Origin of the sequence: Flavobacterium sp. LHD-80 (assembly GCF_030929605.1) — a bacterium.
In the GTDB taxonomy this organism is placed as follows: Bacteria; Bacteroidota; Bacteroidia; order Flavobacteriales; family Flavobacteriaceae; genus Flavobacterium.
This window is the reverse complement of record NZ_JAVFVS010000013.1, coordinates 122153-147963: the sequence shown is the minus strand read 5'-3', so window position 1 is coordinate 147963 and position 25811 is coordinate 122153. Positions and strand designations below refer to the sequence as shown.

The following is a 25811-nucleotide window of genomic DNA, read 5'->3' as shown; positions in this document are numbered from 1 at the left end:
GATTTTTTACAGTTTTTACACCATATAAGTGACATATGTTCATGTTGAAACTTTTTTTATTTGTATGTTTGATCTAAAGCTAAATCTTACAAATATGCGCACTGTTTTATTGAATTTATTTCTTTTAATTTCTAGTTTTTGCTTTGCACAACAATCTGATTTACAGCTAAAAAACGTAAGCGACACTATTTTAAATTCCAAAAGAGTTCTTAAAATTTCTGAACCCTTTGACGGAATCAAAACAATGCAGATGCTTTTTCCAGGTAAATTATTTAATCTGCCAGATCACAATACTTTTATAAACTGGGGTTGCAAAACTTGCAAACCTGCACCTTTTATTGATGTAAACGGAGTCGAAGGCGATCAACTATTTCCTTATAAAGAAGGTGTTGCAACGAGACTTCTTGCCAATATTGATTATTCAGATTCAAAAGAAAATAAGTTTAAGCTTTTATTCTTCAACCATTCAGAAGGTGATGAAGATGGTTTGCAAACCGGCCGATTTTTTGGAGGTCTTTTAGGTGTCGCCAAATTTGCCAAAAACGGAGCGATTTGGGAAATGCGATCGTTTCAGCCTGCTGTTGCTGCGTTTGGCGCTTTTTCTCAAGCTCCAAAACCTAAACTCGTAGAAATTGGTGAAGATCAATATGCTTTTACTTTACTCCATGTTAACGGTGGCGCCGGCGGACCTTTTGAAGGCTGGCTTTACTTAGTTGCAGGGTTTGAAGGGAAATATCAGCCAATATTAGAAGTCCCTTATTACCAGCTTACAAATGTTGCAAGCACTAATTGGTCAAGCTCATATTCTGTTGTAAACGATACTACTAAAAAGCATTTTAGAGATATTATCATTAAAACAAAAGGTTCTTTTAACAAAACCGCGAAAGCTGAAGATGAATTCGAAGTTGATTTCCCCAAAGAAATAGCTGGAATGGCAAAAACTAAAAAACAATTTGATTTTGAGATTGAAAGACGTTTTTCATTTAAAGGAAAATTCTACAAAATGATCGGTGAACCAATTGTAAAATTCTCCAATGTAAAATAATTTAGCTTAAATAAATAATTGCCACCAAACTCAAACTAGCAATAAAAACCCAAAGAAAAACACCTTGAAGCAAAGGCTTCACTCCTACTGATTTTAAAGTATTTACATTTAAAGTTGCACCAATTAAAAACAAAGTAATGGTTAAACCAATTTTGGCCAGATTTACAATATGAGGTGCCAAAACAGAAACATTTGGAAAATAAGAATTCAAAAGCATCGCTATAATAAACAATCCAATAAAGTATGGTATTTTGATTTTGCTGTTTTTGTTCTTGAAAATCATTGCAGTTAAAAGTGAAATTGGGATAATCCATAAAGCTCTTGCCAGTTTTACAGTTGTCGCAATTTGCAAAGCTTCGGCGCCATATTTGTTAGCCGCGCCAACAACAGAACTTGTATCATGAATCGCAATCGCACACCATAACCCAAAATCTTTTTGAGACAAATCAAGCTGATGCCCAATAAATGGGAAAACAAATAACGCAACTGAATTCAGAATAAAAATCACTCCCAAAGCAATAGATGTCTGATTTTCATTTGATTTAATTACAGGCGAAATTGCTGCAATTGCGCTTCCTCCACAAATTGCGGTGCCACATGAAATTAAATGCGAGGTTTTTTTCTCTGTTTTTAGCCATTTTCCAAGTAGAAATCCGAAAAGCAATGTGCTAAAGATTGAAAATACGGTTAAAACAAAACCTTCTTTTCCTGCTGAAAATGCGCTTTCTGCGTTCATTCCGAAACCCAAACCAATAACAGAAAATTGTAATAGAAACGTAATGGCTTTGGCATTAAACGCAACAAACGGATTCCCAAATACATTTACCATTACAACTCCTAATAATAGAGCTATTGGCGGAGAAATGATCGAAAATAAACATAAGAATATTACAGCTACAAAAAATGCCTGCTGCACATAAAGATTGATTTCAAATAATTGTGATGCGGAATGTTGCTTTGTTTTCAAAATAAGGCAATTGATATTTACTTTGCAAAGTTCCGTTGATTAAACGGAAAATGCCAATCGCAAATAACAATACACTATAACTTCAAGTTATAATGAGAAGCTATATTTTGAATAAACAGTTCAGATAGAGCATCTGATTTCCCTAATAGCGTGATAATATAAAAATATCTTTCAATTGCTAGATTTTCAACATCTAAAACAATCAATTCTTTGTTTTTCAACTCTTTTCCTACTGCATGAATAGACATAAAAGCAAAACAATCTGAGTTTAGCAAATAGGATTTTATACTTTCTGTACTTCCAAGTTGCATTTCAATCTGCAAATCAGAAAATTTCAAACCTACTTTTTTCAATTCAAATTCAATAACTTCAAGTGTTCCAGAGCCACGTTCACGAGTTATGAATTTCATTGATTTTAAATCGTTTAAAGAAATCTCATTCTGCTTTGCGAATGGATTATTATTGCTGCAGACTAAAACCAATTCGTCTTTTAAAAATGGAATGTATTTTATGGATTGATTTTTTGATTGCCCTTCAACAATACCAATTTCTATTTCTTTATTGATTAAAGCATTTTCGATTTGCTCTGTATTTCCGTTCAGCAAATTGACTTTTATGTCTTTTTGCTTTTGATGAAAACGGGCCAAAATTGGAGAAATTATATATTGCGAAATAGTTGTGCTTGCTCCTAACCTTAATAAACCTTGTCGTTCACTAATAAAAGAACTCATTTCAAAATCAATTTCGCGATAAATTTCAAAAATTTCTTTAGTATGTTTCAGCAGAATATTTCCTGCAGGAGTTAAAGCTATTTTAGAACCGTTTCTTTCAAAAAGTTTGGTTTTATAGGTTTCTTCGAGTTCTTGAATGTGTTTAGAAACTGCGGGCTGTGTGATATATAATTCAGTTGCCGCTTTAGTAAAATTAAGGCGGAGCGCAACAGTGTAAAATACTTTTAGCCTGAAATCCATGTTTTTATTCTCAAAAAATGATTAAAACTTCTACTAATTGAAACCAAATATATCCAATATACAGTCCCAAAGGGACAAATTTATTTGGTTGTTCTTTTTTTTCTACCAATATTAAACTCCTAAAGGAGTTCAGAGATAAAAAACATTTTAAGGAATCTCGTAGAGATTAAATGTTGGTAGAATAGATTTATAAGTTCATTTTGTCCCGTAGGGACTTTATATTGTAATTATTACGAACCTACAAAAGTCCATTATATTTTCTAACAAACCATTCCGTAGTCAATAAAGCAGCAATTAAAATCAACAACCAAACCCAGTCAATAATTGGAGTTTTAGTTGAAACATTCTTTTCAATTGATTTATATTCTTTGTTTTCTAAAAGCATATTAATCAAATCGTCTGCTTGATTTTCAAAGAATGCTTTTCCGTTTGTCTGTAACGCTAATTGTTTTAGTTTTAAAACGTCTGGATTTACGAATTGTTTTTCAATATCAAAATCTAAAATCTCAAAATGACTTGAATACGAAGTATTTGAATTTAATTCTTTTACTGTAAAATTATATTTCCCGGCCGTTAATCCGTCAAGATTTACGGAATATGAATTGTTTCCTTTCAGTAAATCGTAGTTTTTGTTTTGCTTCGTTTCTGCATTTGTAACTGAAATTGTTAATCTTGCCTTTTCGTCAAATTCGTAATTTTTATTGAAATACTGCGCATTGATTACAAGCTCGTCTCCTGAATTATAAAAACTTTCATGTGTAACTACCAAAGATTTTTTTGAAGCAGAAGTCGCTAAAAACTGAATTATCTTATCTACAAAAACATCATATTTTTCAAACGACTGATTGTCAATATGGCTTTGCAAGCGCCATTTCCAACTGTTTTCTCCTAAAAGAAAAGCAGTTCTTTTTCCTTGATTTTCGGCGAAAGCCAATAAAGGTGCATTTGTAGAAACATTTCTAATTCTTGAAGAAAGCAGAACAGAAACATTTCCGTTTGTTGTAATAGTTCCGAATGCATTTTGCAACGGAGGAAAATTTTCAAAACCAATATCATCAATCGCGAACAAATTAAACTGAGATTGGAATTCAGATAAATAATCTTCCGTTTGTCCGCTCATTTTGAAAATCAGATTGTTTTGTTGCTGATTTAAAAAATTGAAATCGGTGTTGTTTCCTGTTATAATAAAAGTATTTCTTCCTGCATTTTTATTGTTGTCGAAAACGGCTTTGAAAGATGCATTTGGTTGATATAAAACCAAAACAGAAACTTCTTGCAATTGATTGATATCATTTGGTTTAACCAAAATCACTTTACGTTGTGCATTAACCTCGATTGAACGTTTTAAAGCCGCAATATCAGGGTGATTTATAGCCGAAACAATTGCAATTGTAGATTTTTGATCGATTATTTCGACAGCAAAATTTTTGATATTATTATAGCTGTTTTTCTCTTTTACATTTGAAGAAATTGAAGCTCTAAAAATCTGCAATCCTACTTTATCTGCTGGCAAAAGCAAATTTATAGAAGCTGTTTTTTTAGACGAAGAAAATGAAACTTTCTCTTTTGCAACTATAGAATTTCCTTGCGAAATAGTAAAATCGGCAGTTGTGGCTTTTTCACCAGAATATTGCAGAAAAACTTCGACAGGAAATTTATTTTTATGAAAAGCGTATTTGTTTACGTTCAGTTGATTGATTTTTAAATCAAAAAAAGTAGTTGTATCTCCCACAACCAAAGGATAAACTTTATTGACAGGATCGAATCGATAAACATAATCGTTTCCTGTAGTCTGGTTTCCGTCAGTAATGATAACAGTTGGGAAAGTCAGGTTTTTGTTGATGCTTTTTAGATTTTTGGCAACTTCATCAAGATTGGTTTGCTTTCCTTTAAAATCAAATTTATCTGAAGATTTGAAATCAGCATCAAATTGATAGGACTGAATTTCAAATTTCTCTTTAAGAGCAGGATTTGAAATTAGTTTTTGATATAATTCAACTGCTTTTTTATCTGATTTCAAAGCTTCAATAGAGCTCGAATTATCTACAGCAATTGCTAATGGTGTTTTGGTGATTTCAAGAGAACTCTTAGAAATTACCGGATTTATCAATAAAACCAATAAACCAAAAATGGCCAAAAAACGTAAAAAAGCCAAAAACCAAATCAGATTTGATTTGTTTTTGGCTTTAAAAAAATATTGAAAATACGACAAACCACCAGCTATTACTAAAGAAAGCAATAATAATAAAATCGAGTTTGTAGTCATATATATTTAGTGTTCAGTAATCAGTTTTTAGTGATCAGAATTTAAAAATCGAATTATAACAAACGTGTTCTTTTTATTATTTTTCAGATTGAATTTACTGAATACTCAAAAACTGAACACTGCAAACTATTAAGTAAGCATTCCTCCGCAAACGTTAAGAACTTGTCCTGTAACGTATGCACTCATATCTGAAGCTAAGAAAAGACAAGCATTTGCAACATCCTCAGTAGTTCCGCCACGTTTCAACGGAATTCCGTCTCTCCATCCTTTTACTACATCTTCAGGTAATTTTGCAGTCATTTCAGTTTCGATGAAACCTGGCGCGATTGCGTTGCAACGAATATTACGAGAACCTAATTCAAGCGCTACAGATTTTGTAAAACCAATTGCACCCGCTTTAGAAGCAGCATAATTTGTTTGTCCAGCGTTTCCAGAAACACCAACTACAGAACTGATATTGATGATAGAACCAGCGCGTTGTTTCAAAAATGTTTTTTGAATTGCTTTTGTCATATTGAAAACAGATTTCAAGTTAACATCAATAACTTGGTCAAAATCAGCTTCAGACATACGCATCAATAAATTATCTTTTGTAATTCCAGCGTTGTTGATTAAAATATCAACAGTTCCAAAATCAGCTAAAACAGCATCAACAAAAGCTTGTGCTTCATTAAAATCGGCAGCATTAGATTGATATCCTTTTGCTTTAACTCCTAAACTATTCAATTCAGCTTCAAGAGCTTCTGCAGATGCAGCAGATGAACTATATGTAAATGCTACGTTTGCACCATGTTTAGCAAAAACTTCTGCAATTCCTTTTCCAATTCCGCGGCTAGCGCCCGTAATGATTGCTACTTTTCCTTCTAGTAATTTCATATTAAGGTATTCGTTTTTATTTTTTGAACTACAAATATAGATTATTTGGGCGTTTAATAAAATTTGGATTGCAAAAAATGGCAGATAATCTTCTTTTATAAGCAAAAAAAGCAACTCCAAAACAGGAGTTGCTTTTTGCTCAAAAAAATAAAAACAAAAGTAAAAATTTAGATGTGATTTTGTTTCATTATAAAATAAGCGATGCCAAGCAATACAGCCATAACAAGCATTCTAAAAATAGCAGATTGAAATTTTATGGTTCCGTTTTGTTTGTCTTCTTTTCTCTGTTTTCTCAAATCGGCAACCATTACTGGAATAATTACAAGTATAGAGGCATATAAATAATATCTGGTGTACTGCGGGTATGATTCTGAGAATGTCAGTAAAACTAAACCCCAGAAAAAGAATATAGTGTTTACGGGTGTTATAATTTTTCTTATCATATTATCTGAATATTTTAATTACAATTTTACACGCAAGTTTTTTGTCAAACTCTTTTTTCAAATGATACAAATTCTTCTGTTTAGTAAAAAAAAGCAGCTCAAAGCTTGAGCTGCTTTTCCTCCAAAATTAAAACAAAACTAAAAACTAATTAAGTTGCCAAGTCGTCATTCTAAAAGGGCTTGACGAACTTGTAAAGGTGTAAACGGTATTGTTATAATATAATTTAAAACTCTCTTTTTTCACATAAAGACCATTCGGATCCATTAAGTTTTTATCGAAACTTGCTAAAAATGCTGGTGTTGCAACAGTAGTATTTCCGTTCCAAGATTTATGTTTCAAAATGATTTTTTTGCCAACTGGATCTTCTACAACATCAACAAAGTGCTGTAAAGCGGGTCTGCCAACAAAATAATAGTATATAAAAGTTCCAACTGAATGATTCATATACAATTGCACATAAGCAAGACTTTGACCTGCTGGCAATGATGCATTAATTTTATCTATTTCAGCCAAAAACAATTTTGAGTTTGTTGGCGCATCAGCTGTATAATCGTCTGGATAATATCCAAATCTTGAATACGGTTTTCCTGGAAGAAGCAATTTATAATCATCAGTTAACACTAATGGTTTGTCTGTATATTTTATAACAGCACTTACTCCATTTGTACCTGTTGCTGTAAAACTTCCGTTTGTGTCATCATAAACAAATGAAGTTAATTTTTGATCTTTTACAACAACTGCAGGACTTACGATAATACCTGTTGGCGTATATGCAATTCCCATATTATAACTTTGCGAGTAACCAGCTTCAATAGAATTTGCTTCTGCAAAACGAGTAACTTCAGTAAAACTAAAATCAAATTGATGTTTTGTTGTTCCGTCATTCGTTTCTAACAATCTAAATAACGGACGCGCATCAGAACCAATAACATTTTGCTCCATTGCTGTATGTTTTGGAAGATTTGCCCAGTCAGCAGCGGTTGCTTTTACAAAACGAAGTTCCTGAACCGTTCTGTTTGTTTTAAAAATGATTTCGCCATTTTCCTGTCCGTAGTACAAAAACTGAAAATCACCTAAATATCCTTTTCCACGCAATAAATCAATAGGATAACTATCTGAATCTGACAAAAGATGAATTCTGTTTTTTGTTGTAAACGTCAAACTTACTGTACTTCCAGTCTGTACAGCATATTCACTTTTATATGTTTTTGTATCACTATCAAAATCTGATGCCATTTGAACTGTTCCGTCTGCAGCAAATTTAAATAAGTGCGTATACCCACCTAAAATGGTATTATCTGTAAAATAAACGGCTTTCCAACCATATTCTGAAGTAAGCAAAAGATCGCTTAATTCTTTTTTCTGAGCGTTTAGTCTTTCTGTTGGTGTCTGGTCAAATTTCTGTTCAGCATCAGTACTGCTACATCCAAAAAAAGGCAATGAAATTATTATCAAAACCAGATAATTCAATATATTTTTTGCTTTCATAATCTTCATTTATTAGTTGTTTATTACAGCGTTAGTATTTTTTTCAGCCTCGTTGCGCAAAGCGTAGAAATCCATATTATAAGCCTCTTTATAATACTTCACGACTAAAGCTTCTTTTGCTTTTATCTGAGCAACAGCGGTTGGGTTTGCTATTGAAGCCAAAATTGCAGCATATTCTGCTTTAGAGTTGATCAACATCATTGAAGCCATTTCTGCAAAATCTTCATTGATATTGCTTCGTGCATAATTTGTTATAAAACCAATTTCTCTTGATTCTTCGTCTGTGTACAAATGCCAGCTTGCCGTGTATCCAGAAGGTGTAATTGCTGCCCAAGATTTTTCATCAAAAGGTTTGTTCTGATTCAAAATATGAACATATTCGTGCTGAATTGTGTGAAGAAATTGCGCGATATTCTCTCTATTCTTTTTATCCACATAATCGGTTTCAAAAAGCGTAACACGCTGTCCTCCCTCTGCTAAACCTAAAGTTTTTGTTCCAACAGTATTTAAGTTCACACCTCCAACTAAAACAAATTCTCGTGGAGCTACTTTCTTTACAAAATCAGCTCCTCCGATTGTTTTATAACTTTCCAACCAGATTTTCTGAACGATTTCTAGAGCAGGTTGCACTTTTTCAATAAGTGGAGGAAATAAATATCGGTTGTTATCAACCGTGTTTTGATTCCATTTATATTGAACATTAATGTTATACGGAGTAAGATAATTTGTTGTAATCCAATTGTCCAAAGCCGTTTTTGTTGGCTGTGTAAAATCTAACTGGCTTTCTCCTGGCTGTTCTTCACTGGCGCAGGAAACCAGTGTTAGGATTAATAAAAACAAACCTGCTATTCTATTATATTTTAATACTTTCATATCTTTTGAATTAAAGTTTTTATCTAGGATTTGGCTCAATACCGTTGCTTGAAGCGTGAAGCGGAATTTGGATTGCTCTACGTTTATCATCCTTCACAAGCGTATTTGTTGGTTTATTGAAAATTTCATGTTTTACCACGATATTAAATCGCTTAACATCAAAATATCTTATCCCTTCGTGCATAAAATCTCTTCTTTTGGTTTCGGCAATGGCTTTAATGTAAGAAGTCTGAACCGGTGTCATTGTATAAAATGGCGTGTATTCATTATCGATTACTGGATATTTTGCTACCACTTTAGCTTCAGTAAGTTTATCCGTTGTGGCGTTGTAACCAACTGTTCTTGTTGAAAGAAAATATTCTAATTCAGCATTTGCCTCAGCAATTTGGCCTTTCATAACATGCGCTTCAATTCTGTTTAAGAAAAACTCATCGTTGCTCAATAGAACTTCGGCTAAATAACCATTTCCAACATTTGCTGTTACATTCGTGTATTTGAAATACTCGTAAAATTTTGGAACAAAAGCTGTAATGAAACTGTTGCGTGAGTAAATAGAATATTGCCACGCTTTTCCAAAAATATTAGTTGGCGTACCAAAAATTTCGTTATATCTTGTTCCTGAAAGGAAAAAACGACTTCCGCTTGAACCATTATATGAAGCTCTTGCATAATAGGATTCTGGAGAAGCAACTAATAAGTTTGTTGGCTCATTACTGCTTGCATAACGCATATTTTGCGTTTGAAAATCATTTAATTTATAAGAAGCATAATCTCTAATTTTTCCAACAGGCAACGAGCCTAAATCATTAGACAATTCAATTACTTTGTCCCAGTTTCCTTTTATCAAATAAAAACGACTTGCAAAAGCTTTTCCTGCCTCTTTATTAAAATGGAATTTAGGTTCAGAATAATCGTTTGTTAAAAGAGGCAAACCTTCTTCAACATCTTTTTGAATAAAATCAAAAACCTCTTTTACAGTGTTACGAGTGTATTTTGTAATCAAAGCCGTTTCTGGTTTTGTTACATACGGAATTCCCAAATCTTTTTCAGCTGTTGCTGGATTATAACGCTGTGACCAGAAAGAAACTAACATAAAATGCGAATATGCTCTTGCAAGCAATGCTTCTCCTTTTTGCGGATTCAAACTCTTTGGACTTCCTAATTGTTCAATTGCTTCTAAGGCTTTATTAGCGTGCGCGATAGCTCTGTAACAAGCATCCCAATACGCCGCCTGACTGTCAGTATCAGTCTCGCTCTGAATTTCCCAATTGTAGTTTTGCTCGTTTTTTCTCAATGTATTTGCTAAACCGCTGTCAAAAACATTGTCGGTCATTGTTTCTGCAAAATCAAAATAACTATCCTGCGGATAAGCATTTACTAATAATTCAGAGATTTTTTCAGGCGTATCTATTTCGGTTCTATTATCTGGTTTTTCAGAAAGAAAATCATCACAACTAGTAATACTTAGAAGTACTAATAGAAATAAAGTTATTTTTATCTTTTTCATAATTTAAATATTATAATGAAATGTTTAGAGTAAAAGTGTATTGAGACGTAACTGGCAAGGCAACACCACCAGAATTTCTAAATTCAGGATCTTGTCCGTTTAGTTTTTTATCCGAATAAACCAGCCACGGATTCACTGCAGATCCTTTTAAATTAAATGTGCTTACGCCAATTTTCTTTTTGAAATCTTTAGGAAACTCCCAGCTTAATGAAATGTTCTTCAATCTCACGAAATCACCGCTTGCAATTCGAACATCAGAATAATTATACGTATTGTAAGCTCTCGCAAGTGTACGCTCACCTCCGTAATTTGCATTAAGTCGCTGATCTGCAATTACCGGAACATTTGTAAAGTTTTCGTCACCAGGATTAATCCAACGATTTGTAAAATCTTTAGTAAACACAGTCAAATCATCATAAGTACTGTCATAAACTGGATTCAAACGAACTTTATTTCCACCTGACCCAACAAAAAAGATGTATAATGACCAGTCTTTGTATGTAAATGTATTAGCCAAACCAATCGATTTATTTGGCTCAATCGAACCTTCATATTTCAAGTATTTTGTAACATCTTTATTATCTTGGAAATCTGCTCCTGTGATATTATCAGCCTCGCCTTCGGCCATAATAAAAGTTGGAAGACCTTGTTGATTTAAACCTGTAAATTGGTACGAATACAATGAATTTCTAGGGTGTCCAATCGTGTTTCCACCATTTCCATCGATCAAATCAAATGCAGTTGGTTTGTTCTCCAACTTTGTGATTTTTTGAGAATAAACAGAGAAATTTAACGTTGTTGACCATTTGAAATTATCAGCAGCTATATTTCTTGTCGTGAAACCTACTTCAAGACCTTTTGTTTCCATGTTGGCATTATTTCCTTGTTTAATTCTTTGTCCTCCAATACCTGAAGTCACAACATAATCAACCAAGTCAAACGCTTTACGACGGTAAATATCTGTTGTTAAAGCAATTCGGTTACGGAACATTCCAAGATCAACACCTAAATTGGTTTCGTATTGTTTTTCCCAAGTCAAATCACCGTTTTGCAATTCATCAATTCTGATTCCAGTTTCTCTGTCGTCAAGATTCAAACGATCTGTGATAAAACTTTTGTAAATAGCCAAAGAGTTTGTTGCAGGTCCAGCAGTTGCTGTTAAACCGTAAGATCCTCTTAAACTTAAACTGTTTACAGATTCAACGTTTTTCATGAAATTTTCTTCAGAAAGATTCCATTTTCCACTAAAAGTATACGTTGGAAGCCATCTTGAAGAACCGCTGTCTCCTTGTCTATTAGACCCATCATAACGTCCTGTAACTGAAGCTGTATAACGACGATCGTAAGTATATCCAACCTTTCCGAAGAAACCAACTGTTCTTTCTTTTTCTTCATTAAAACCGTAGTATGAATCACCAGAGTTTATGATTTTTTCCAATAATCTTGGATCTGTAAAAGCTGTAAGTCCTCTGTCATACTGAATTCCTGCCGCAACAAAATTATCACTGCTTCTATCAACAACTCTCATCTCTGTTCCAAAGAAACCTTCAAGTTCATGTTTTTCATTAAATGTGTTTCTGTAACTCACACTGTTTCTGATATTATAAGAAGTCATATCGTTTGTAAACTTTCTTAAGAATCCTCCATTTGGCAATACCGAAACTTTTGGTGCTGTCAAATCATTTGGATCTTGGTACAAAAAGATATTTGCATCTCTTACAAGTGTATTTTCCATTGCATTGTAAGCACCTACAACATTTGAACCTTCTAAAATTTTATGTTCACGAGTCGTATTTGCGTAACGCGCAGAAGCCGTTAAATTATAATTCCAATGCGGATTTATTTTATAATCTAAATCCATTTGAAAACGAATATCTTTTACGTTGATTTCCATAAAGTTGTTCGCCAACTCGTTAATGATATTCATTGGAGCCCAGTTATTTCGGTAATATTCCAGATTTCCATTTTCATCATAAGGTCTTAAAGTTCTGCTGGTATTTAAAACGTAGTTAAACGGATTGATATCAAAATCACGAGTTACTTTTCCGAACACAACATCTTTTTCACTTTCATAACTTCCAGGAGCGCCCTGATCACGAATAGAAGCTAGTGTAGACAACGTAATATTTAATTTATCATTGATGAAAAATGTTCCTTTAATGTTTGATGACAACTGTTTTACATCATCAGCAATAGTCCATCCTGGATCTGTATAATATCCTAAAGAGGCATAAAACGTGTTGTTTTTTCCTCCTCCAGAAAAACTTAAAGAGTGGTTTTGAGTCAATGAAGGTCGAAATAAAGTACCAAACCAATCTGTATTTGCTAATTCGTATTTTTTCAAGAAATTATTTCTACTAACTGGATCATTGTTAACCAAATAACTATTAGTTTCTGGAATATAAGTATTAATTGCGCGACCTAACAAATTATATGCTCCACCATATCTTCCATTTACAGTCGACGGAAGGTCAAGATATCCTTTTGCTTCCATTTCTTTAAAAATACTCATTGATTCCTGCGAATTCAAAATGTCGTATTGGCTGTAATTTGGCACCGTTCTCGCAGTTTGTTCTATAGCATAACTTATTTTTAAAGGAGAATCTCTGCGTCCTTGTTTTGTATTTACAACCACAACTCCGTTTAACGATCTTGAACCATAAATTGACGTAGCCGATGCATCTTTAAGAATTTCAATGCTTTGAATATCATTTGCATTTAAACCTGCAACAGATGAACTCAGTAAGGTTTCAGAATTACCAGAAGCCAAATCGGCAAATGTTAGATTGATAATATCCTCTTGAACAACACCGTCAATTACCCAAAGTGGTTTTGTGTCTCCAAAAATTGAAGACGAACCACGAACTGTAATTTTAGGAGCTGTACCAAAAGTTCCGGTAACATTCTGCACTGTAACTCCGGCCGCTTTTCCTTCGATCATTCGGCTTACGTCAACTACACCGTCAACTTTTAATTCGGCACCAGAAATTTTGCTTATGGCACCAGTAAATGTTCTTTTAGACGTTTTTTCATAACCTGTTGTTACCACAACTTCTTTTAAGTTTTGGCCTAATTCTGTCAAAACAATTGTTGGAGAAGTATTTGAAGCGTCAATTTCTTTAGTTTCCATCCCAACATAAGAAATTACTAAAGTGGTACTGTTTGCAGGCATTTCGATAGAAAAATTTCCATCAAAATCAGTCAAAACAGCAATTTTAGTTCCTTTTGCCATTACGGTTGCGCCAGGAAGCGGGCTCCCCGTTACGTCTGTTACTTTTCCTTTAATAATAGGACCTGCCGTAAAAATATTCGATAAAGCATCATGATTTGCTGTCGCAGAAAATGGATCTGCTACTGCATTTTTTTGCAAAACAATCTGATTGCTTACTTCAGAAAAAGTGATATTAAAAGGCGCTAGAATTCTATTAAGAATACTAGCCAAAGTTTCTTGATTTGCCTCAATACTTACCTTTTGGTTTAATTGAGGTAATCTTGAATTATAAGAAAATTTTACTTGTGCTGACTTTTCAATTTTAGATAATGCATTGTCTAGAGTTAAATTTTCAACTGTAATTGTAACTTTAGTATCTAATTTTTTTTGCCCATTTACACTGTTTGCCATTGTAACACTTGAAAATATAAGTGCTAAGACAAACTGAAATAGTGTTATTTTCATGATTCGATGGAGTAATCGTTGTTTACCAACTGGTTTTTTCATAATTTTGGTTTGTTTTGATTAATACTGATTCGCGTGTATTTTAAGAAACGAACTGAATTGCTCTTTACAGAGAGAAATTCAATCTAATAAGTGTCGATAATGTTACAGCATTTCGGCACTTTTTTTATGCATATTGTTTTACATAGGCTTATACTATTAGTTTTGTTTTTTGGTTAATTTTTTGGTTTTTATTTTTAAGAATGAAATTAAAATGCTTTATAATTACAGTTACAAAGCGAAGATTAATTACAGCCTTCAGAAGTTATAATAATCTGATTTCCATTCATTTCAAAATTGGTTTCGGCACTAATACTTTTACAGACAATTTTTAATTTTTCAGGCAAAGGCTGATCACTCAAAGAAGTTGTCAAATGACAGTCTTTCAATTTATTTTTTGGATAATCGATCTTAACCTGATACGCCTGCTCTATAGTTTCAAAAATTTGAGAAACCGGAATATCACTAAATTCAAAACTTAACTGCTCTATATTCCCCACGCTCTGAACCAAAGCCTTATCATGAGTTATGTTTGTGATTTTATTGAATTTTAAATCGCTTCTAAAAAAACGAAGTGCCTGATTAGGAAGAAGCACTACTTCTTGTTGGTCTGATTTTGCCACCAAATCATTAGATTTTACCTTAACTTTACCGGTGCGAACAAGAACTTCAACATCAGGCTGATCAGAATAAGCTTTAACTCTAAAGCTAGTTCCAACTACCTTTGTAACAATCTCATTAGCGTAAACGAAAAAAGGCTTTTTAGGATTTTTACTAATTTCAAAGAAACCTTCGCCGGATAAATACACCTTTCTTTCGTTGCCGGTAAAGATTTTAGGGTAACTCAATTTACTATTTGGCTGTAATAATACAGAACTGCCGTCAGACAATGTGATAATTTGAGGATTGCTAGAATTATTTGTCTGTTCGACCAATCCTTCACTATTCTCAGCTATCAGTTCTTTATAAGTAACAATATTATCAGCGGGATAATAGTTTTTATAATACCAGAAAGAAAGCAGACAAAAGAACAAACTTGCTGCAACTCCAGTTAAAAAATAGTTTTTGAAAAACTTGGTATCGGCATTTTTGCTGAAAAGAATTTGATTTTCTTTTTCTTCAATTTTACGCCAAGTATTTTGAAGCGCTTTGTGAACATCAGATTTCGATAAATCTGATTCTGAAACTTTCATTGCCAAAAGCAAATGTCTGGCATCTTGAACAAGTTTTGCACGATGACGGCTTTCTAAAGTCCATTCTTCCCAGCCGTCTTGATCTGTTTTTAGCAAAACCCATGACTGGAAAGATTCGTCAGACAAGAAGTCTTCAATTTGAGTATATGTGTTACGTTTTTGCATCTAAAAATAAGGTTACAAAAACATAGAGGACAGCACTCTTATTATATACTCACTAAATTGTGATTTTTTTTATTTTTTTTGAAAGAAAATTAAAAACCGCTTGCGGATAGCAGAAGAAATAAGGAAAAACTACCCTTCCATTCTCTGCGAAGCGTCATTAAACCACGATGCAACAAATTGCTGGCCGACTGATAATTCACGTCAAGCATTTCTGCAATCTGCTCTACACTAAGGCCTTGATGATAACGAAGGTACAAAGCTTCTTTTTGCCTTGCAGGTAAATCATTTAACAATTTATTTAAGTGAATTATTTTTTCTTTGGCATCATCATCAGCTTCATCTAAAAGTTCGTGATCAACTGAAAATTCAAGAAGAAATGCAATCGAATCTGTACTAGCAGTTTTTCGAAATATATGATCACGCTCATGTAAACGCGCAATTCTTTTTCGAACACTTGATAATAAATACGCTTTTACAACAACAGAATTTTGTAGTGTGTTTCGATAAATCCAAACATCGGTAAAAACATCCTGAATGCAATCTTGGACTTTTTCTTCAAATGGAGAAAGTGAATTTCCATATCGTACTAAATCGGCATAATACCTTTCAAATAACATTGAAAATGATTTTTCATCACCATCTTTCAATTTATTCCAAAGCGCATTATCATCAACAACATTAAATAGCAAAGCCGGAGTCTTCATGGTATTTTGGGGCACTATATTATAAAGCAAGAAATTATTTAATACAAGGATTATAATTTTTTAACAATATCCTTAAATTTTGTGCGATAAATATATAAAAGTGATCTTGTAAAAACAATTTTTTTACATAAAAGAGATATTTTTTTAATAATAAATTCAACGCAATCGATTACAGATAGAAGTATCAGCAAACCAATGGCGAATTAAAAAGCTTTCAGAAAATTTTCTGCAGTAAAATATAAGATTCAACTATTTTCGACCCTTCCTTATTTTTTGATAAACTTAAAACTCGAACTTCCCTTATCTGAAGTGACTTTTAAAATATAATTTCCTGTCTGAAGTTTTGAAACGTCAACTTTTGAAACATTTTCTGCATTTAAAACCGAAATAATCGTTTGTCCTAAAACATCAAATATTTGCATTGACTTTTTTTGAATTGTATTTTTAGAATCAATATTCAAAATATCTTGAGCTGGATTTGGATAAACAGAAAAATATTGAGAAAATTCAAAATCCTGCGTTCCTAATAGCGCCTTAAATGTTGAAGTTGCTTTATTGGTTAAAATAGGAAAGTTATAATCAAAATAAATATTGGCTTCATTTGTGAAAGTATCCCCAACTTTTAAAGTTGGCAATGTTTTGATTTTAAAAGCGATATACCCATCATTATGAGCATCATCAAAAGGAAGTTTTATCTTTTCGAAAATAAATTCTACTTTATTGCCCTCTGAAATTTTTGTTATATAAGAATGACTTGAACTTGTAGGAACCAAAGTCGAAATATCAAATTTTGCTAAATCAATCATATCTTTCACTACTATATTTTCAGCATAATAAGTTCCTATATTTTCAAAGCGAATCAAATAATGAACATATTCTCCAATTAATTCAGGTTTTATAATATTCCCTTCTAAACAAGTTTTATCATTGGGATCGACAGCACCTACAACTGTTTGATTTAAAGCAAAATAATTATCATCCGGAGTTATGTCAATTTGCGCAGAACTAATTACTACTTTAAGTTTCACTATGTCATTATTATTAACCGGAGGCGTTTCTGTTGGTGAATTTAAATTCATGTCAACTAAAATTTCTTTCACTTCCAATGGTTTTAAATTCTCAAATTTCCATGATAAAGTATTTGTTTTTTCACTAGAAATCTGAGGAACAACGCTAACTACATCTAAAATAGCATCATCATAACTCAAACTAATCTCGCCCGATTGCGGAATATTCCCTTTGTTTTTATAAATAATTTTATATTTGGTATAAAAGCCTGGCCTCGCTACATCTAGCGGTAACATTGTGATTTCTAAATCTGGTTTTGGATTTTTTATACTAATACAAAAATCCATCGAATCAATATTAGTAGCTGATGGAATAGTTAGTTTTAATGATGTTGGAGAAACCGTAAAATACTCACTATTTTCAAGCAATGGTGTTATTGTATAAGTTCCAGCCTGAACGGTTATATTATAATTACCTGAATTATCAGAAAACAAATAGTCAGTCAGAGTCCCATTTGAAATACTATATTTTAAATTTGATACAAACGGATCTAAAACATCACAACCATCATTAAAAACATCAATCTTATTCTTTCCTTGAACGGTATAAAACACTTCGCCTGGCACGAATGAGCAATATGAATTTACATTGCATTTTGTATAATTATACTGCTTCAATAAATTTTGAATTCTTAAAATGTTTTTTTGATCAACACAGATGTATTCTAAATTTGGACAAGAATTAAAAGTGAGGCTGCCTCCCATATTTCCATTTTTCATAAAAATAGTTTTTAATGGAGCATTATTATCGCATTTTAAACTTTGCAACTTTTTTAAATCACCTAAGCTTAAAGTTGAAAGCATATTATTTTCACAACTTAGATAAGTAATAATTGGAGAATTATTAAAATTTAAAGAAGCAAGTTTATTCGAGGCACACTCTAACCTGTCCAATTTCGGTATAGTGCTTAAATCTAGAGAAGCAAGCTCATTAAGTTCAACATTTATTTTAAAAAGTTCAGTGCAACCCATTAAATTTATTGAAGCCAGTTTGTTCTTGTAACAACTTACCACTTTTAACCCCTTTAAATTACTAAGATCTAAATTTTGAAAATTGTTAAACGCAACATCAAGATCTTGCAATTGAAGCAAACCTGACAAATTAATAGAAGTAAGTTTATTGTTCGAGCAGTATAAATTCATTAAACCCGTTAAGTCTCTTACATCTAAAGTTGAAATATTATTATAACTACAATTTAATGTAACGAGATTTTTAAAATATGCTATTCCTTCCAGATTCACTATATAATTGAGACTACCTCCGGGAGAAACATCCAAATAAATCAAATTTTCAGCTTCACTTACTTCAATTTCATTATTACCATTTAAATCTACTGCCGTATAATCCCCAAACTTATTTTTCGCTTTATTGCTAAAACGATCGATACTTAATAGTTTCGCTTTAAAATTAGTATCAGGAATATTAATTGTTTGAGAATTTACTGTAGAAAAAATAAACAAAGCCAGCAATAGCAAGTAGTTCTTGGTCATAAATTTAGATTGTTTTTGGTTTTTAAATATATAAAATCAAAAATTCAAAACCTAAAATTTCATAAAAAAAGCCTTACTAATTAAAGTAAGGCTTTTTTAATAATTTATTTGAAAAGGGCTTTTAGAAAGCTACATTCCATCTTGGTAATTTAGCATTTACATCTAAGAAATTCTGTAAAACCTGTCCTTCAACCGCAGTTGGAATAGCTTTTACATCAGCATTGAAAGTTTCGTACCAAACTACTTCAAGAGCCGAAATATTTTCCAATTTCATTTGTGCTGGCCAAGAATATTTTCTCCCAGTTTTAGCAAATTGGTGTCCGTTTACAATTTTATCATACAAACCGCCATTTTTGCTTTTTAAAGTTCCGTCATTTTGAACAGTTCCAGTAGAACCAACCATAATAAGTTCTTTCTCTGCTCCTTCAACAGCATATACTACAAAAATTCCAGCGCTTCCTTCCGGTGCATTGCAAACTTCTTCTAAACTATCTTCAATAGTAAAAGCAAAACTGCTGCTTGCTTTAAACTTCTCTAATTCTTTACTCATATTTCTTTTTTTAGTTTCTAAGATACTGAGGTACTAAGGTTCTAAGATTTTTTCTTTTTACGTCTCAGTCTTTAAAATGTAAAAAAGTCTCAACAAAATATTGAGACTTTTTTGGGAATTTATTATTTTCTCCCGAAGCCTCGGGATTGGAGATTATCCAAGTACTTCTTTAACTTTTTTACCAATTTCAGCTGGTGAATCAACAACGTGAATTCCGTTGTCTCTCATGATTTGTTTTTTAGCAGCTGCAGTATCGTCAGAACCACCAACAATAGCACCAGCGTGACCCATTGTTCTACCAGCAGGAGCAGTTTCTCCAGCGATAAAACCAATAACTGGTTTACGGTTACCATCAGCTTTTACCCATTTAGCAGCATCAGCTTCTAATTGACCACCAATTTCACCAATCATAATGATTACTTCAGTTTCTGGATCATTCATTAATAATTCAACAGCTTCTTTAGTTGTAGTTCCAATGATTGGATCTCCACCAATTCCAATAGCTGTAGTGATTCCTAAACCTTGTTTTACAACTTGGTCAGCAGCTTCATAAGTTAAAGTTCCTGATTTAGAAACGATACCAACTGTACCTTTTTTGAAAACGAAACCTGGCATAATACCAACTTTAGCTTCACCTGGAGTGATAACTCCTGGACAGTTTGGTCCAATTAATCTTGAACTTCTTTCTTTAACATAATTATTTGCTTTAATCATATCTGCTACAGGAATTCCTTCTGTAATAGCAATAATTACTTTAATTCCAGCATCAGCAGCTTCCATAATTGCATCAGCAGCAAAAGCTGGTGGTACAAAAATAATAGATGTATCAGCTCCAGCTTGATCAACAGCGTCTTTTACTGTATTAAAAACTGGACGATCTAAATGGCTAGTTCCTCCTTTTCCTGGAGTAACACCACCAACAACATTAGTACCGTACTCAATCATTTGAGAAGCGTGGAAAGTTCCTTCACTTCCTGTAAATCCTTGAACAATTATTTTGGAATCTTTATTAACTAAAACACTCATGATATATATTTTATGTAGTTTTTAAAATTGTGATGCAAAAGTAAGGTTTTGTAACGTATTTTACCTTTTTATTCTCAAAAAAAATCAAGAAAATTGACTCATTTGATAACCTCGATAAAGCTTATCGTCTTTTATTTGCCAAATCGCTGTAAAATGTGCTAGCAACATCTCTTCTCTTGGGTTCTCAATCGTTTTCACATAATGAGAATAACGTATTGAAACTAAGTCATCTTCAGCAATAATATGACTGATTCTAACTTTAGAACGCACATAAGCACGACTTAACTCATTTGCCATATCCAACATCGAATTATAATCCATTTCGATTAATCCTTTCGTGCTGTGCCATTCCAACTTTACTTCTGGATGTAAGTAAGTTTTCATGATTTCACTATCAATCAAGGCATCCGACTTATAAAATTTTTGAACAAATTCTTTTATAGACATATTACTTCAATTTATTTAGAATTTCAGGAATCTTTTTGATATTGGCCAATTGTTTTAACTTTTCTCTTGATTCTTCGATTGGCGTTCCAAAATATGATTTTCCGCCCTCAACCGACTTAGTAACACCTGTTTGTCCCATAATAACAGCCTTCGCTCCTATTGTGATACCACTTGTGGTTCCAACTTGTCCCCAGATTGTAACTTCATCTTCAATAACCACACAGCCAGCAATTCCAGTCTGTGATGCAATTAAACATTTTTTTCCGATAACAGTATCATGCCCAACATGAACCTGATTGTCCAATTTTGTTCCTTCACCAATGGTAGTGTCACCGGTAACACCTTTGTCTATTGTACAAAGAGCGCCAATTCCAACGTTGTCTTCAATAACAACTCTTCCACCAGAAATCAACTGATCAAAGCCTTCAGGACGTTTTTTATAGTAAAATGCATCGGCTCCTAAAATGGTTCCGGCATGAATGATAACATTATCTCCAATTACAGTATAATCGTAAATAGAAACATTTGAGTGTATCAAACAGTTTTTACCAATTTTTACATTGTTGCCAATAAAGCTGTTTGGCTGTATTAAAGTACCTTCACCAATTTCTGCAGATGGTGAAATTGACACATTTGCAAATTGAAAAGGTTTAAAATGCTTTGTTAAAGTATTAAAATCTCTGAAAGGATCATCAGAAATTAAAAGTGCTTTACCTTCTGGACAGTCAACTTTTTTATTGATTAAAACAATTGTAGCTGCAGATTGTAAAGCTTTGTCATAATATTTAGGATGGTCAACAAAAACAATATCGCCAGGTTCTACTACATGAATTTCGTTCATGCCCAAAACCTGAAAGTCTTTGTCGCCAATAAATTCGCAATTAAGCAAATTCGCAATTTCTTGTAAAGAATGAATCTTTGGAAATTTCATATATTTAAATTAGAAAATTTGTCAATTAGAAAATGTGTCAATTAGAAAATGAGTCAATTAGAAAATAAAATTATTCAATTTCTGCGTATGCATTAATTTTCTAATTGACTCATTGACAAATTATCTAATTAAAAATTACTCTTTTACACGCTCCATGTAAGAACCTGAAGCTGTATCAATTTTAATTTTATCACCTTCGTTGATGAATAAAGGTACGTTTACAGATGCTCCAGTTTCTACCGTAGCAGATTTTGTAGCATTTGTTGCTGTATTTCCTTTTACTCCTGGCTCTGCGTAAGTAACTTCAAGAATTACAGATGCTGGCATATCTACAGATAAAGGCAAATCAGTCTCAGTATTGATCTGAACCATTACATTTGTTCCTTCTTTTAACAAATCTGGAGCATCTAAGATGTTTTTGTTTAAAGAAATCTGCTCAAATGTTTCAGCATTCATAAAGTGAAACTCATCTCCTTCTGGATATAAATATTGAAATGTATGTGTCTCAACACGAATAACGTCAATTTTATGACCTGCAGAAAAAGTATTATCTAATACTTTACCTGAAGTCAAACTTTTCAACTTTGTTCTTACGAAAGCTGGGCCTTTTCCAGGTTTAACGTGAAGAAATTCGATAATTTTATAGATATCGTGATTAAATTTAATACATAATCCGTTTCTAATATCTGATGTAGATGCCATTTTGTTTTTGTTTTATTTTATTGTTGAATCGTCGAATCGTTTAACTGTTTATTCGGTTGAACGATTAAACAAAGAAACAATTAAACTTTATTTTTAATAGTTCCCTGAATAACCTTTCATAATTCCTCGTGATGAATTTCTAATAAAATCTAGAATTTCATCTCTCTCAGGAGTAGCTTCCATTTCGGCTTCAATAATACTTAAAGCTTGAGTTGTATTGTAATTTTTTTGATATAAAATTCTATAGATTTCTTGAATTTCTCTGATTTTCTCAGTACTGAAACCTCTTCTTCTTAAACCAACTGAATTGATTCCAACATATGACAAAGGCTCTTTAGCCGCTTTTGTATAAGGAGGAACATCTTTTCTAACCAAAGATCCACCAGAAATCATAGCATGATCTCCAATATGAATAAATTGGTGAATAGCAGCTAAACCACCTATAACAGCGTGATTTCCAACAACTACGTGACCTGCTAAAGCAACACCATTTACAATAATAGCATTATTTCCAATTTCGCAGTCGTGCGCAATGTGAGCATAAGCCATTACTAAACAGTTGTTTCCTAAAATAGTTTGTCCAGATGCAACTGTACCTCTATTGATTGTAACACACTCTCTAATAGTACAATTATCACCAATAATAGCAAGAGAATCTTCTCCGCCAAATTTTAAATCTTGTGGCACCGCAGAAATGACAGCTCCTGGAAAAATATTACAATTTTTTCCAATTCGCGCACCTTCCATGATGGTCACATTTGAACCAATCCAAGTACCATCACCAATAACAACATTATTGTGAATTGTTGTAAAAGGCTCAATTACAACGTTTTTAGCGATTTTAGCGCCAGGATGAACATATGCTAATGGTTGATTCATCTGTAAGTTTTATATTTTAAATTAAAATAGTCTAATTTGAGGGCAACAAACCTAAACAATAAATTTGATTAATTATTGTTTTCTTGCAATTTGTGCCATTAATTCTGCCTCAGTAACTAACTTTCCGTTAGCATAAGCATTTGCCTGCATGTGGCAAATTCCTCTTCTAATAGGAGAAATCAGTTCACACTTGAAAATTAACGTATCACCAGGCAATACTTTATGTTTGAATTTAACATTGTCTATTTTCATGAAATAGGTCAAATAATTTTCAGGATCTGGAACTGTGCTTAAAACTAAAATTCCTCCTGTTTGAGCCATTGCTTCAACAATTAAAACCCCCGGCATAACTGGTGCTTCAGGGAAATGTCCTACGAAGAAATTCTCGTTCATAGTAACATTTTTTAAACCAACGACATGACGATCAGACATTTCGATAATTCTGTCAATCAATAAAAATGGAGGTCTGTGAGGCAACATTGCCATAATTTTATGAATATCCATCAAAGGTTCTTGATTTAAATCATAAACTGGAACATGATTACGCTGCTCTATTTTTATAATTTTTGCCATTTTTTTTGCAAACTGTGTATTTACAAAATGGCCTGGTTTATTTGCAATGATTTTTCCTTGAATACGAACTCCAATAAGAGATAAATCTCCAATAACATCAAGCAATTTGTGTCTTGCAGCTTCGTTTGGATAATGTAAAGTAAGATTGTCTAAAACTCCGTTTGGTTTTACAGAAATTTCATCTTTACCAAAAGCTTTTTTCAAATTCTCCATTGTAGATTCAGAGATTTCTTTATCTACATAAACAATTGCATTATTTAAGTCACCGCCTTTAATTAAACCGTGCTCTAATAAAGATTCTAATTCATGCAAGAAACTGAAAGTTCTTGAACTTGCGATTTCAGTTTTAAAATCGGCAATACTTTTAAGTGTAGCATTTTGTGTACCTAAAACTTTTGTACCAAAATCTACCATTGTTGTCACTTGATAATCGTCGCTAGGCATAACAAGGATTTCACTTCCTGTTGCTTCATCAGTAAATGAAATAACTTCTTTTACCACATAAACATTACGGCTCGCGTCTTGCTCTTCGATTCCAGCTTTTTCAATTGCTTCAACAAAATATTTTGATGAACCATCCATAATAGGAAGTTCAGAGGCATCTAATTCAATAATAATATTATCCAAATCGCAACCAACTACTGCCGCTAAAACGTGTTCTGGAGTTTGTATTTTTACACCTAATTTTTCTAAATTAGTACCTCTTTGCGTGTTAACAACATAATTAGCATCAGCCTCAATAATTGGCTGACCTTGCAAATCTACTCTAACAAAAGTGAAACCATTATTAATAGGAGCTGGTTTGAAAGTCATTGTAACTTCTTTTCCAGTGTGTAATCCTACGCCTGTTAGTGAAATTTCATTTTTGATGGTCTTCTGTTTAACCATTATTTCCATTTTTTGGGTTTATTATTTGTTTTTTTAATTCTTCAACTTCGGCTACAATTTTAGGGAAGTTTTTAAAATGAACATATGATTTATTAAAATCACTATATCCAAGTGATGGCGAACCTTGTAAAACTTCATCATCTTTAATGTTTCTTGCAACTCCAGACTGTGCCTGAAGCCTCACATTATTTCCTATAATTAAATGGCCTGCGATACCAACTTGCCCGCCAATCATGCAGTTCTCTCCTATTTTAGTAGAACCAGCAACACCGCTCTGCGCAGCTATTACCGTGTTTTTACCAATTTCAACGTTATGAGCGATCTGAATTTGATTGTCTAATTTTACTCCTTTTCTAATAATTGTAGAACCAAGAGTTGCTCTATCTACTGTAGTATTTGCACCAATATCTACATTATCTTCAATAATAACATTACCAATTTGTGGTACTTTGCTATATTCACCGTCTTCATTTGGAGCAAAACCAAAACCATCTGCGCCAATGATAACGCCAGAATGAATAGTACAATTATTTCCAATTACGGTTTCCGAATAAATTTTTGCACCAGCAAAAACAAAAACGTTGTCTCCAATAGTTACATTGTCTCCAATAAAGCTGTTTGGATAAATTTTAACATTATTTCCTAAAACAACATTTTGACCTACATAACTAAAACTACCTAAATATAAATTTTCTCCATATTTAGTTCCTTCAGACATAAATGACTGAGGTTCGATTCCGTTTTTATTTAGTTTTACCTGATTGTAAAAATGTAAAAGCTTAGAAAAAGCTGCGTATGCATCATCAACTTTTATTAAAGTTGTACTGATTTCTTGCTCTGGTATAAAGCTGTCGTTAACAATTGTTACTGTCGCTTTTGTAGTATATATGTAGTTAACATACTTAGGGTTAGCCAAAAAAGTAAGCGATCCTTCTTCGCCTTCTTCAATTTTAGATAGCCGAGAAACTTCTGCATTGGGATTCCCAACAACTTCTCCTTCTAAAATTCCTGCTATTTGTTCTGCTGTAAATTTCATTGCGACA

21 protein-coding genes are annotated in these 25811 nt (G+C 32.7%); 1 reads left to right on the top strand and 20 read right to left on the bottom strand.

Annotated features, from left to right (window positions below; genetic code table 11):
• Positions 1-94: 94 nt before the first annotated feature.
• A complete protein-coding gene (locus RB619_RS19525; RefSeq protein ID WP_308100666.1) occupies positions 95-1045 on the top strand; it encodes a hypothetical protein in 951 nt (316 codons plus the stop codon).
• Position 1046: 1 nt separating this feature from the next.
• On the opposite strand, the gene RB619_RS19520 is transcribed toward RB619_RS19525, so the two are convergent.
• The 20 genes from RB619_RS19520 to lpxD all read right to left on the bottom strand — a co-directional run bounded on the left by RB619_RS19520 (position 1047) and on the right by lpxD (position 25804).
• On the bottom strand, positions 1047-2012 hold the full coding sequence (locus RB619_RS19520) for a putative sulfate exporter family transporter (RefSeq protein WP_308100664.1): 966 nt from the start codon (positions 2010-2012) through the stop codon (positions 1047-1049).
• A gap of 74 nt (positions 2013-2086) precedes the next feature.
• The gene (locus RB619_RS19515) at positions 2087-2983 is read right to left on the bottom strand and encodes a LysR family transcriptional regulator (RefSeq protein WP_308100662.1); all 897 of its coding nucleotides are present in this window, start codon (positions 2981-2983) and stop codon (positions 2087-2089) included.
• A gap of 238 nt (positions 2984-3221) precedes the next feature.
• The gene (locus RB619_RS19510) at positions 3222-5249 is read right to left on the bottom strand and encodes a hypothetical protein (protein ID WP_308100660.1); all 2028 of its coding nucleotides are present in this window, start codon (positions 5247-5249) and stop codon (positions 3222-3224) included.
• A gap of 129 nt (positions 5250-5378) precedes the next feature.
• Positions 5379-6125, bottom strand: coding sequence for a 3-oxoacyl-[acyl-carrier-protein] reductase (gene fabG / locus RB619_RS19505; RefSeq protein WP_026729795.1), 747 nt, complete (start codon positions 6123-6125; stop codon positions 5379-5381).
• 167 nt (positions 6126-6292) lie between these two features.
• A complete protein-coding gene (locus RB619_RS19500) occupies positions 6293-6568 on the bottom strand; it encodes a hypothetical protein (protein WP_308100657.1) in 276 nt (91 codons plus the stop codon).
• 145 nt (positions 6569-6713) lie between these two features.
• Positions 6714-8057, bottom strand: a complete 1344-nt coding sequence (locus RB619_RS19495) for a DUF4302 domain-containing protein (protein WP_308100655.1) — start codon at positions 8055-8057, stop codon at positions 6714-6716.
• 12 nt (positions 8058-8069) lie between these two features.
• Positions 8070-8930, bottom strand: coding sequence for a putative zinc-binding metallopeptidase (locus tag RB619_RS19490; RefSeq protein WP_308100654.1), 861 nt, complete (start codon positions 8928-8930; stop codon positions 8070-8072).
• 19 nt (positions 8931-8949) lie between these two features.
• Complete coding sequence (locus RB619_RS19485) at positions 8950-10437, bottom strand: RagB/SusD family nutrient uptake outer membrane protein (RefSeq protein WP_308100652.1); 1488 nt, start codon at positions 10435-10437, stop codon at positions 8950-8952.
• A 10-nt stretch (positions 10438-10447) separates the two neighbouring features.
• Entirely contained in the window at positions 10448-14155 is a 3708-nt protein-coding gene (locus RB619_RS19480) for a SusC/RagA family TonB-linked outer membrane protein (RefSeq protein ID WP_308100650.1), read from the bottom strand.
• Positions 14156-14397: 242 nt separating this feature from the next.
• Entirely contained in the window at positions 14398-15510 is a 1113-nt protein-coding gene (locus tag RB619_RS19475) for a FecR family protein (RefSeq protein ID WP_308100645.1), read from the bottom strand.
• An 89-nt stretch (positions 15511-15599) separates the two neighbouring features.
• Positions 15600-16214: a sigma-70 family RNA polymerase sigma factor gene (locus RB619_RS19470; protein WP_308100643.1), complete on the bottom strand. Its 615-nt coding sequence runs from the start codon at positions 16212-16214 to the stop codon at positions 15600-15602.
• A gap of 266 nt (positions 16215-16480) precedes the next feature.
• The gene (locus tag RB619_RS19465) at positions 16481-18772 is read right to left on the bottom strand and encodes a T9SS type A sorting domain-containing protein (RefSeq protein WP_308100637.1); all 2292 of its coding nucleotides are present in this window, start codon (positions 18770-18772) and stop codon (positions 16481-16483) included.
• 121 nt (positions 18773-18893) lie between these two features.
• A complete protein-coding gene (locus RB619_RS19460) occupies positions 18894-19322 on the bottom strand; it encodes a hypothetical protein (protein WP_308100635.1) in 429 nt (142 codons plus the stop codon).
• Between the two features lie 153 nt (positions 19323-19475).
• Positions 19476-20348 (bottom strand): succinate--CoA ligase subunit alpha, encoded by an 873-nt coding sequence (sucD, locus tag RB619_RS19455; RefSeq protein WP_035643878.1) that lies wholly within the window; start codon positions 20346-20348, stop codon positions 19476-19478.
• A gap of 84 nt (positions 20349-20432) precedes the next feature.
• Positions 20433-20795: a nuclear transport factor 2 family protein gene (locus RB619_RS19450; protein WP_308100632.1), complete on the bottom strand. Its 363-nt coding sequence runs from the start codon at positions 20793-20795 to the stop codon at positions 20433-20435.
• Between the two features lies 1 nt (position 20796).
• Positions 20797-21726, bottom strand: a complete 930-nt coding sequence (locus RB619_RS19445) for a UDP-3-O-(3-hydroxymyristoyl)glucosamine N-acyltransferase (protein WP_308100630.1) — start codon at positions 21724-21726, stop codon at positions 20797-20799.
• Positions 21727-21861: 135 nt separating this feature from the next.
• Positions 21862-22428 carry an elongation factor P gene (gene efp, locus RB619_RS19440; protein WP_193845614.1) on the bottom strand — a complete coding sequence of 189 codons (567 nt, stop codon included), beginning with the start codon at positions 22426-22428 and terminating at the stop codon, positions 21862-21864.
• Between the two features lie 93 nt (positions 22429-22521).
• Entirely contained in the window at positions 22522-23307 is a 786-nt protein-coding gene (gene lpxA, locus RB619_RS19435) for an acyl-ACP--UDP-N-acetylglucosamine O-acyltransferase (protein WP_029270176.1), read from the bottom strand.
• A gap of 72 nt (positions 23308-23379) precedes the next feature.
• Positions 23380-24768 (bottom strand): bifunctional UDP-3-O-[3-hydroxymyristoyl] N-acetylglucosamine deacetylase/3-hydroxyacyl-ACP dehydratase, encoded by a 1389-nt coding sequence (locus RB619_RS19430; RefSeq protein ID WP_308100618.1) that lies wholly within the window; start codon positions 24766-24768, stop codon positions 23380-23382.
• Positions 24761-25804, bottom strand: a complete 1044-nt coding sequence (lpxD, locus tag RB619_RS19425; protein ID WP_308100616.1) for a UDP-3-O-(3-hydroxymyristoyl)glucosamine N-acyltransferase — start codon at positions 25802-25804, stop codon at positions 24761-24763. Before lpxD ends, RB619_RS19430 begins: the two co-directional genes overlap by 8 nt.
• Positions 25805-25811 lie beyond the last annotated feature (7 nt).

Excerpts from the sequence above, each read along its gene's own strand:
- RB619_RS19525 (WP_308100666.1), top strand. The coding sequence starts at position 95 with ATGCGCACTGTTTTATTGAATTTATTTCTTTTAATTTCTAGTTTTTGC.
- RB619_RS19515 (WP_308100662.1), bottom strand. The coding sequence starts at position 2,983 with ATGGATTTCAGGCTAAAAGTATTTTACACTGTTGCGCTCCGCCTTAAT.
- RB619_RS19510 (WP_308100660.1), bottom strand. The coding sequence starts at position 5,249 with ATGACTACAAACTCGATTTTATTATTATTGCTTTCTTTAGTAATAGCT.
- fabG (WP_026729795.1), bottom strand. The coding sequence starts at position 6,125 with ATGAAATTACTAGAAGGAAAAGTAGCAATCATTACGGGCGCTAGCCGC.
- RB619_RS19500 (WP_308100657.1), bottom strand. The coding sequence starts at position 6,568 with ATGATAAGAAAAATTATAACACCCGTAAACACTATATTCTTTTTCTGG.
- RB619_RS19495 (WP_308100655.1), bottom strand. The coding sequence starts at position 8,057 with ATGAAAGCAAAAAATATATTGAATTATCTGGTTTTGATAATAATTTCA.
- RB619_RS19490 (WP_308100654.1), bottom strand. The coding sequence starts at position 8,930 with ATGAAAGTATTAAAATATAATAGAATAGCAGGTTTGTTTTTATTAATC.
- RB619_RS19485 (WP_308100652.1), bottom strand. The coding sequence starts at position 10,437 with ATGAAAAAGATAAAAATAACTTTATTTCTATTAGTACTTCTAAGTATT.
- RB619_RS19480 (WP_308100650.1), bottom strand. The coding sequence starts at position 14,155 with ATGAAAAAACCAGTTGGTAAACAACGATTACTCCATCGAATCATGAAA.
- RB619_RS19475 (WP_308100645.1), bottom strand. The coding sequence starts at position 15,510 with ATGCAAAAACGTAACACATATACTCAAATTGAAGACTTCTTGTCTGAC.
- RB619_RS19470 (WP_308100643.1), bottom strand. The coding sequence starts at position 16,214 with ATGAAGACTCCGGCTTTGCTATTTAATGTTGTTGATGATAATGCGCTT.
- RB619_RS19465 (WP_308100637.1), bottom strand. The coding sequence starts at position 18,772 with ATGACCAAGAACTACTTGCTATTGCTGGCTTTGTTTATTTTTTCTACA.
- RB619_RS19460 (WP_308100635.1), bottom strand. The coding sequence starts at position 19,322 with ATGAGTAAAGAATTAGAGAAGTTTAAAGCAAGCAGCAGTTTTGCTTTT.
- sucD (WP_035643878.1), bottom strand. The coding sequence starts at position 20,348 with ATGAGTGTTTTAGTTAATAAAGATTCCAAAATAATTGTTCAAGGATTT.
- RB619_RS19450 (WP_308100632.1), bottom strand. The coding sequence starts at position 20,795 with ATGTCTATAAAAGAATTTGTTCAAAAATTTTATAAGTCGGATGCCTTG.
- RB619_RS19445 (WP_308100630.1), bottom strand. The coding sequence starts at position 21,726 with ATGAAATTTCCAAAGATTCATTCTTTACAAGAAATTGCGAATTTGCTT.
- efp (WP_193845614.1), bottom strand. The coding sequence starts at position 22,428 with ATGGCATCTACATCAGATATTAGAAACGGATTATGTATTAAATTTAAT.
- lpxA (WP_029270176.1), bottom strand. The coding sequence starts at position 23,307 with ATGAATCAACCATTAGCATATGTTCATCCTGGCGCTAAAATCGCTAAA.
- RB619_RS19430 (WP_308100618.1), bottom strand. The coding sequence starts at position 24,768 with ATGGTTAAACAGAAGACCATCAAAAATGAAATTTCACTAACAGGCGTA.
- lpxD (WP_308100616.1), bottom strand. The coding sequence starts at position 25,804 with ATGAAATTTACAGCAGAACAAATAGCAGGAATTTTAGAAGGAGAAGTT.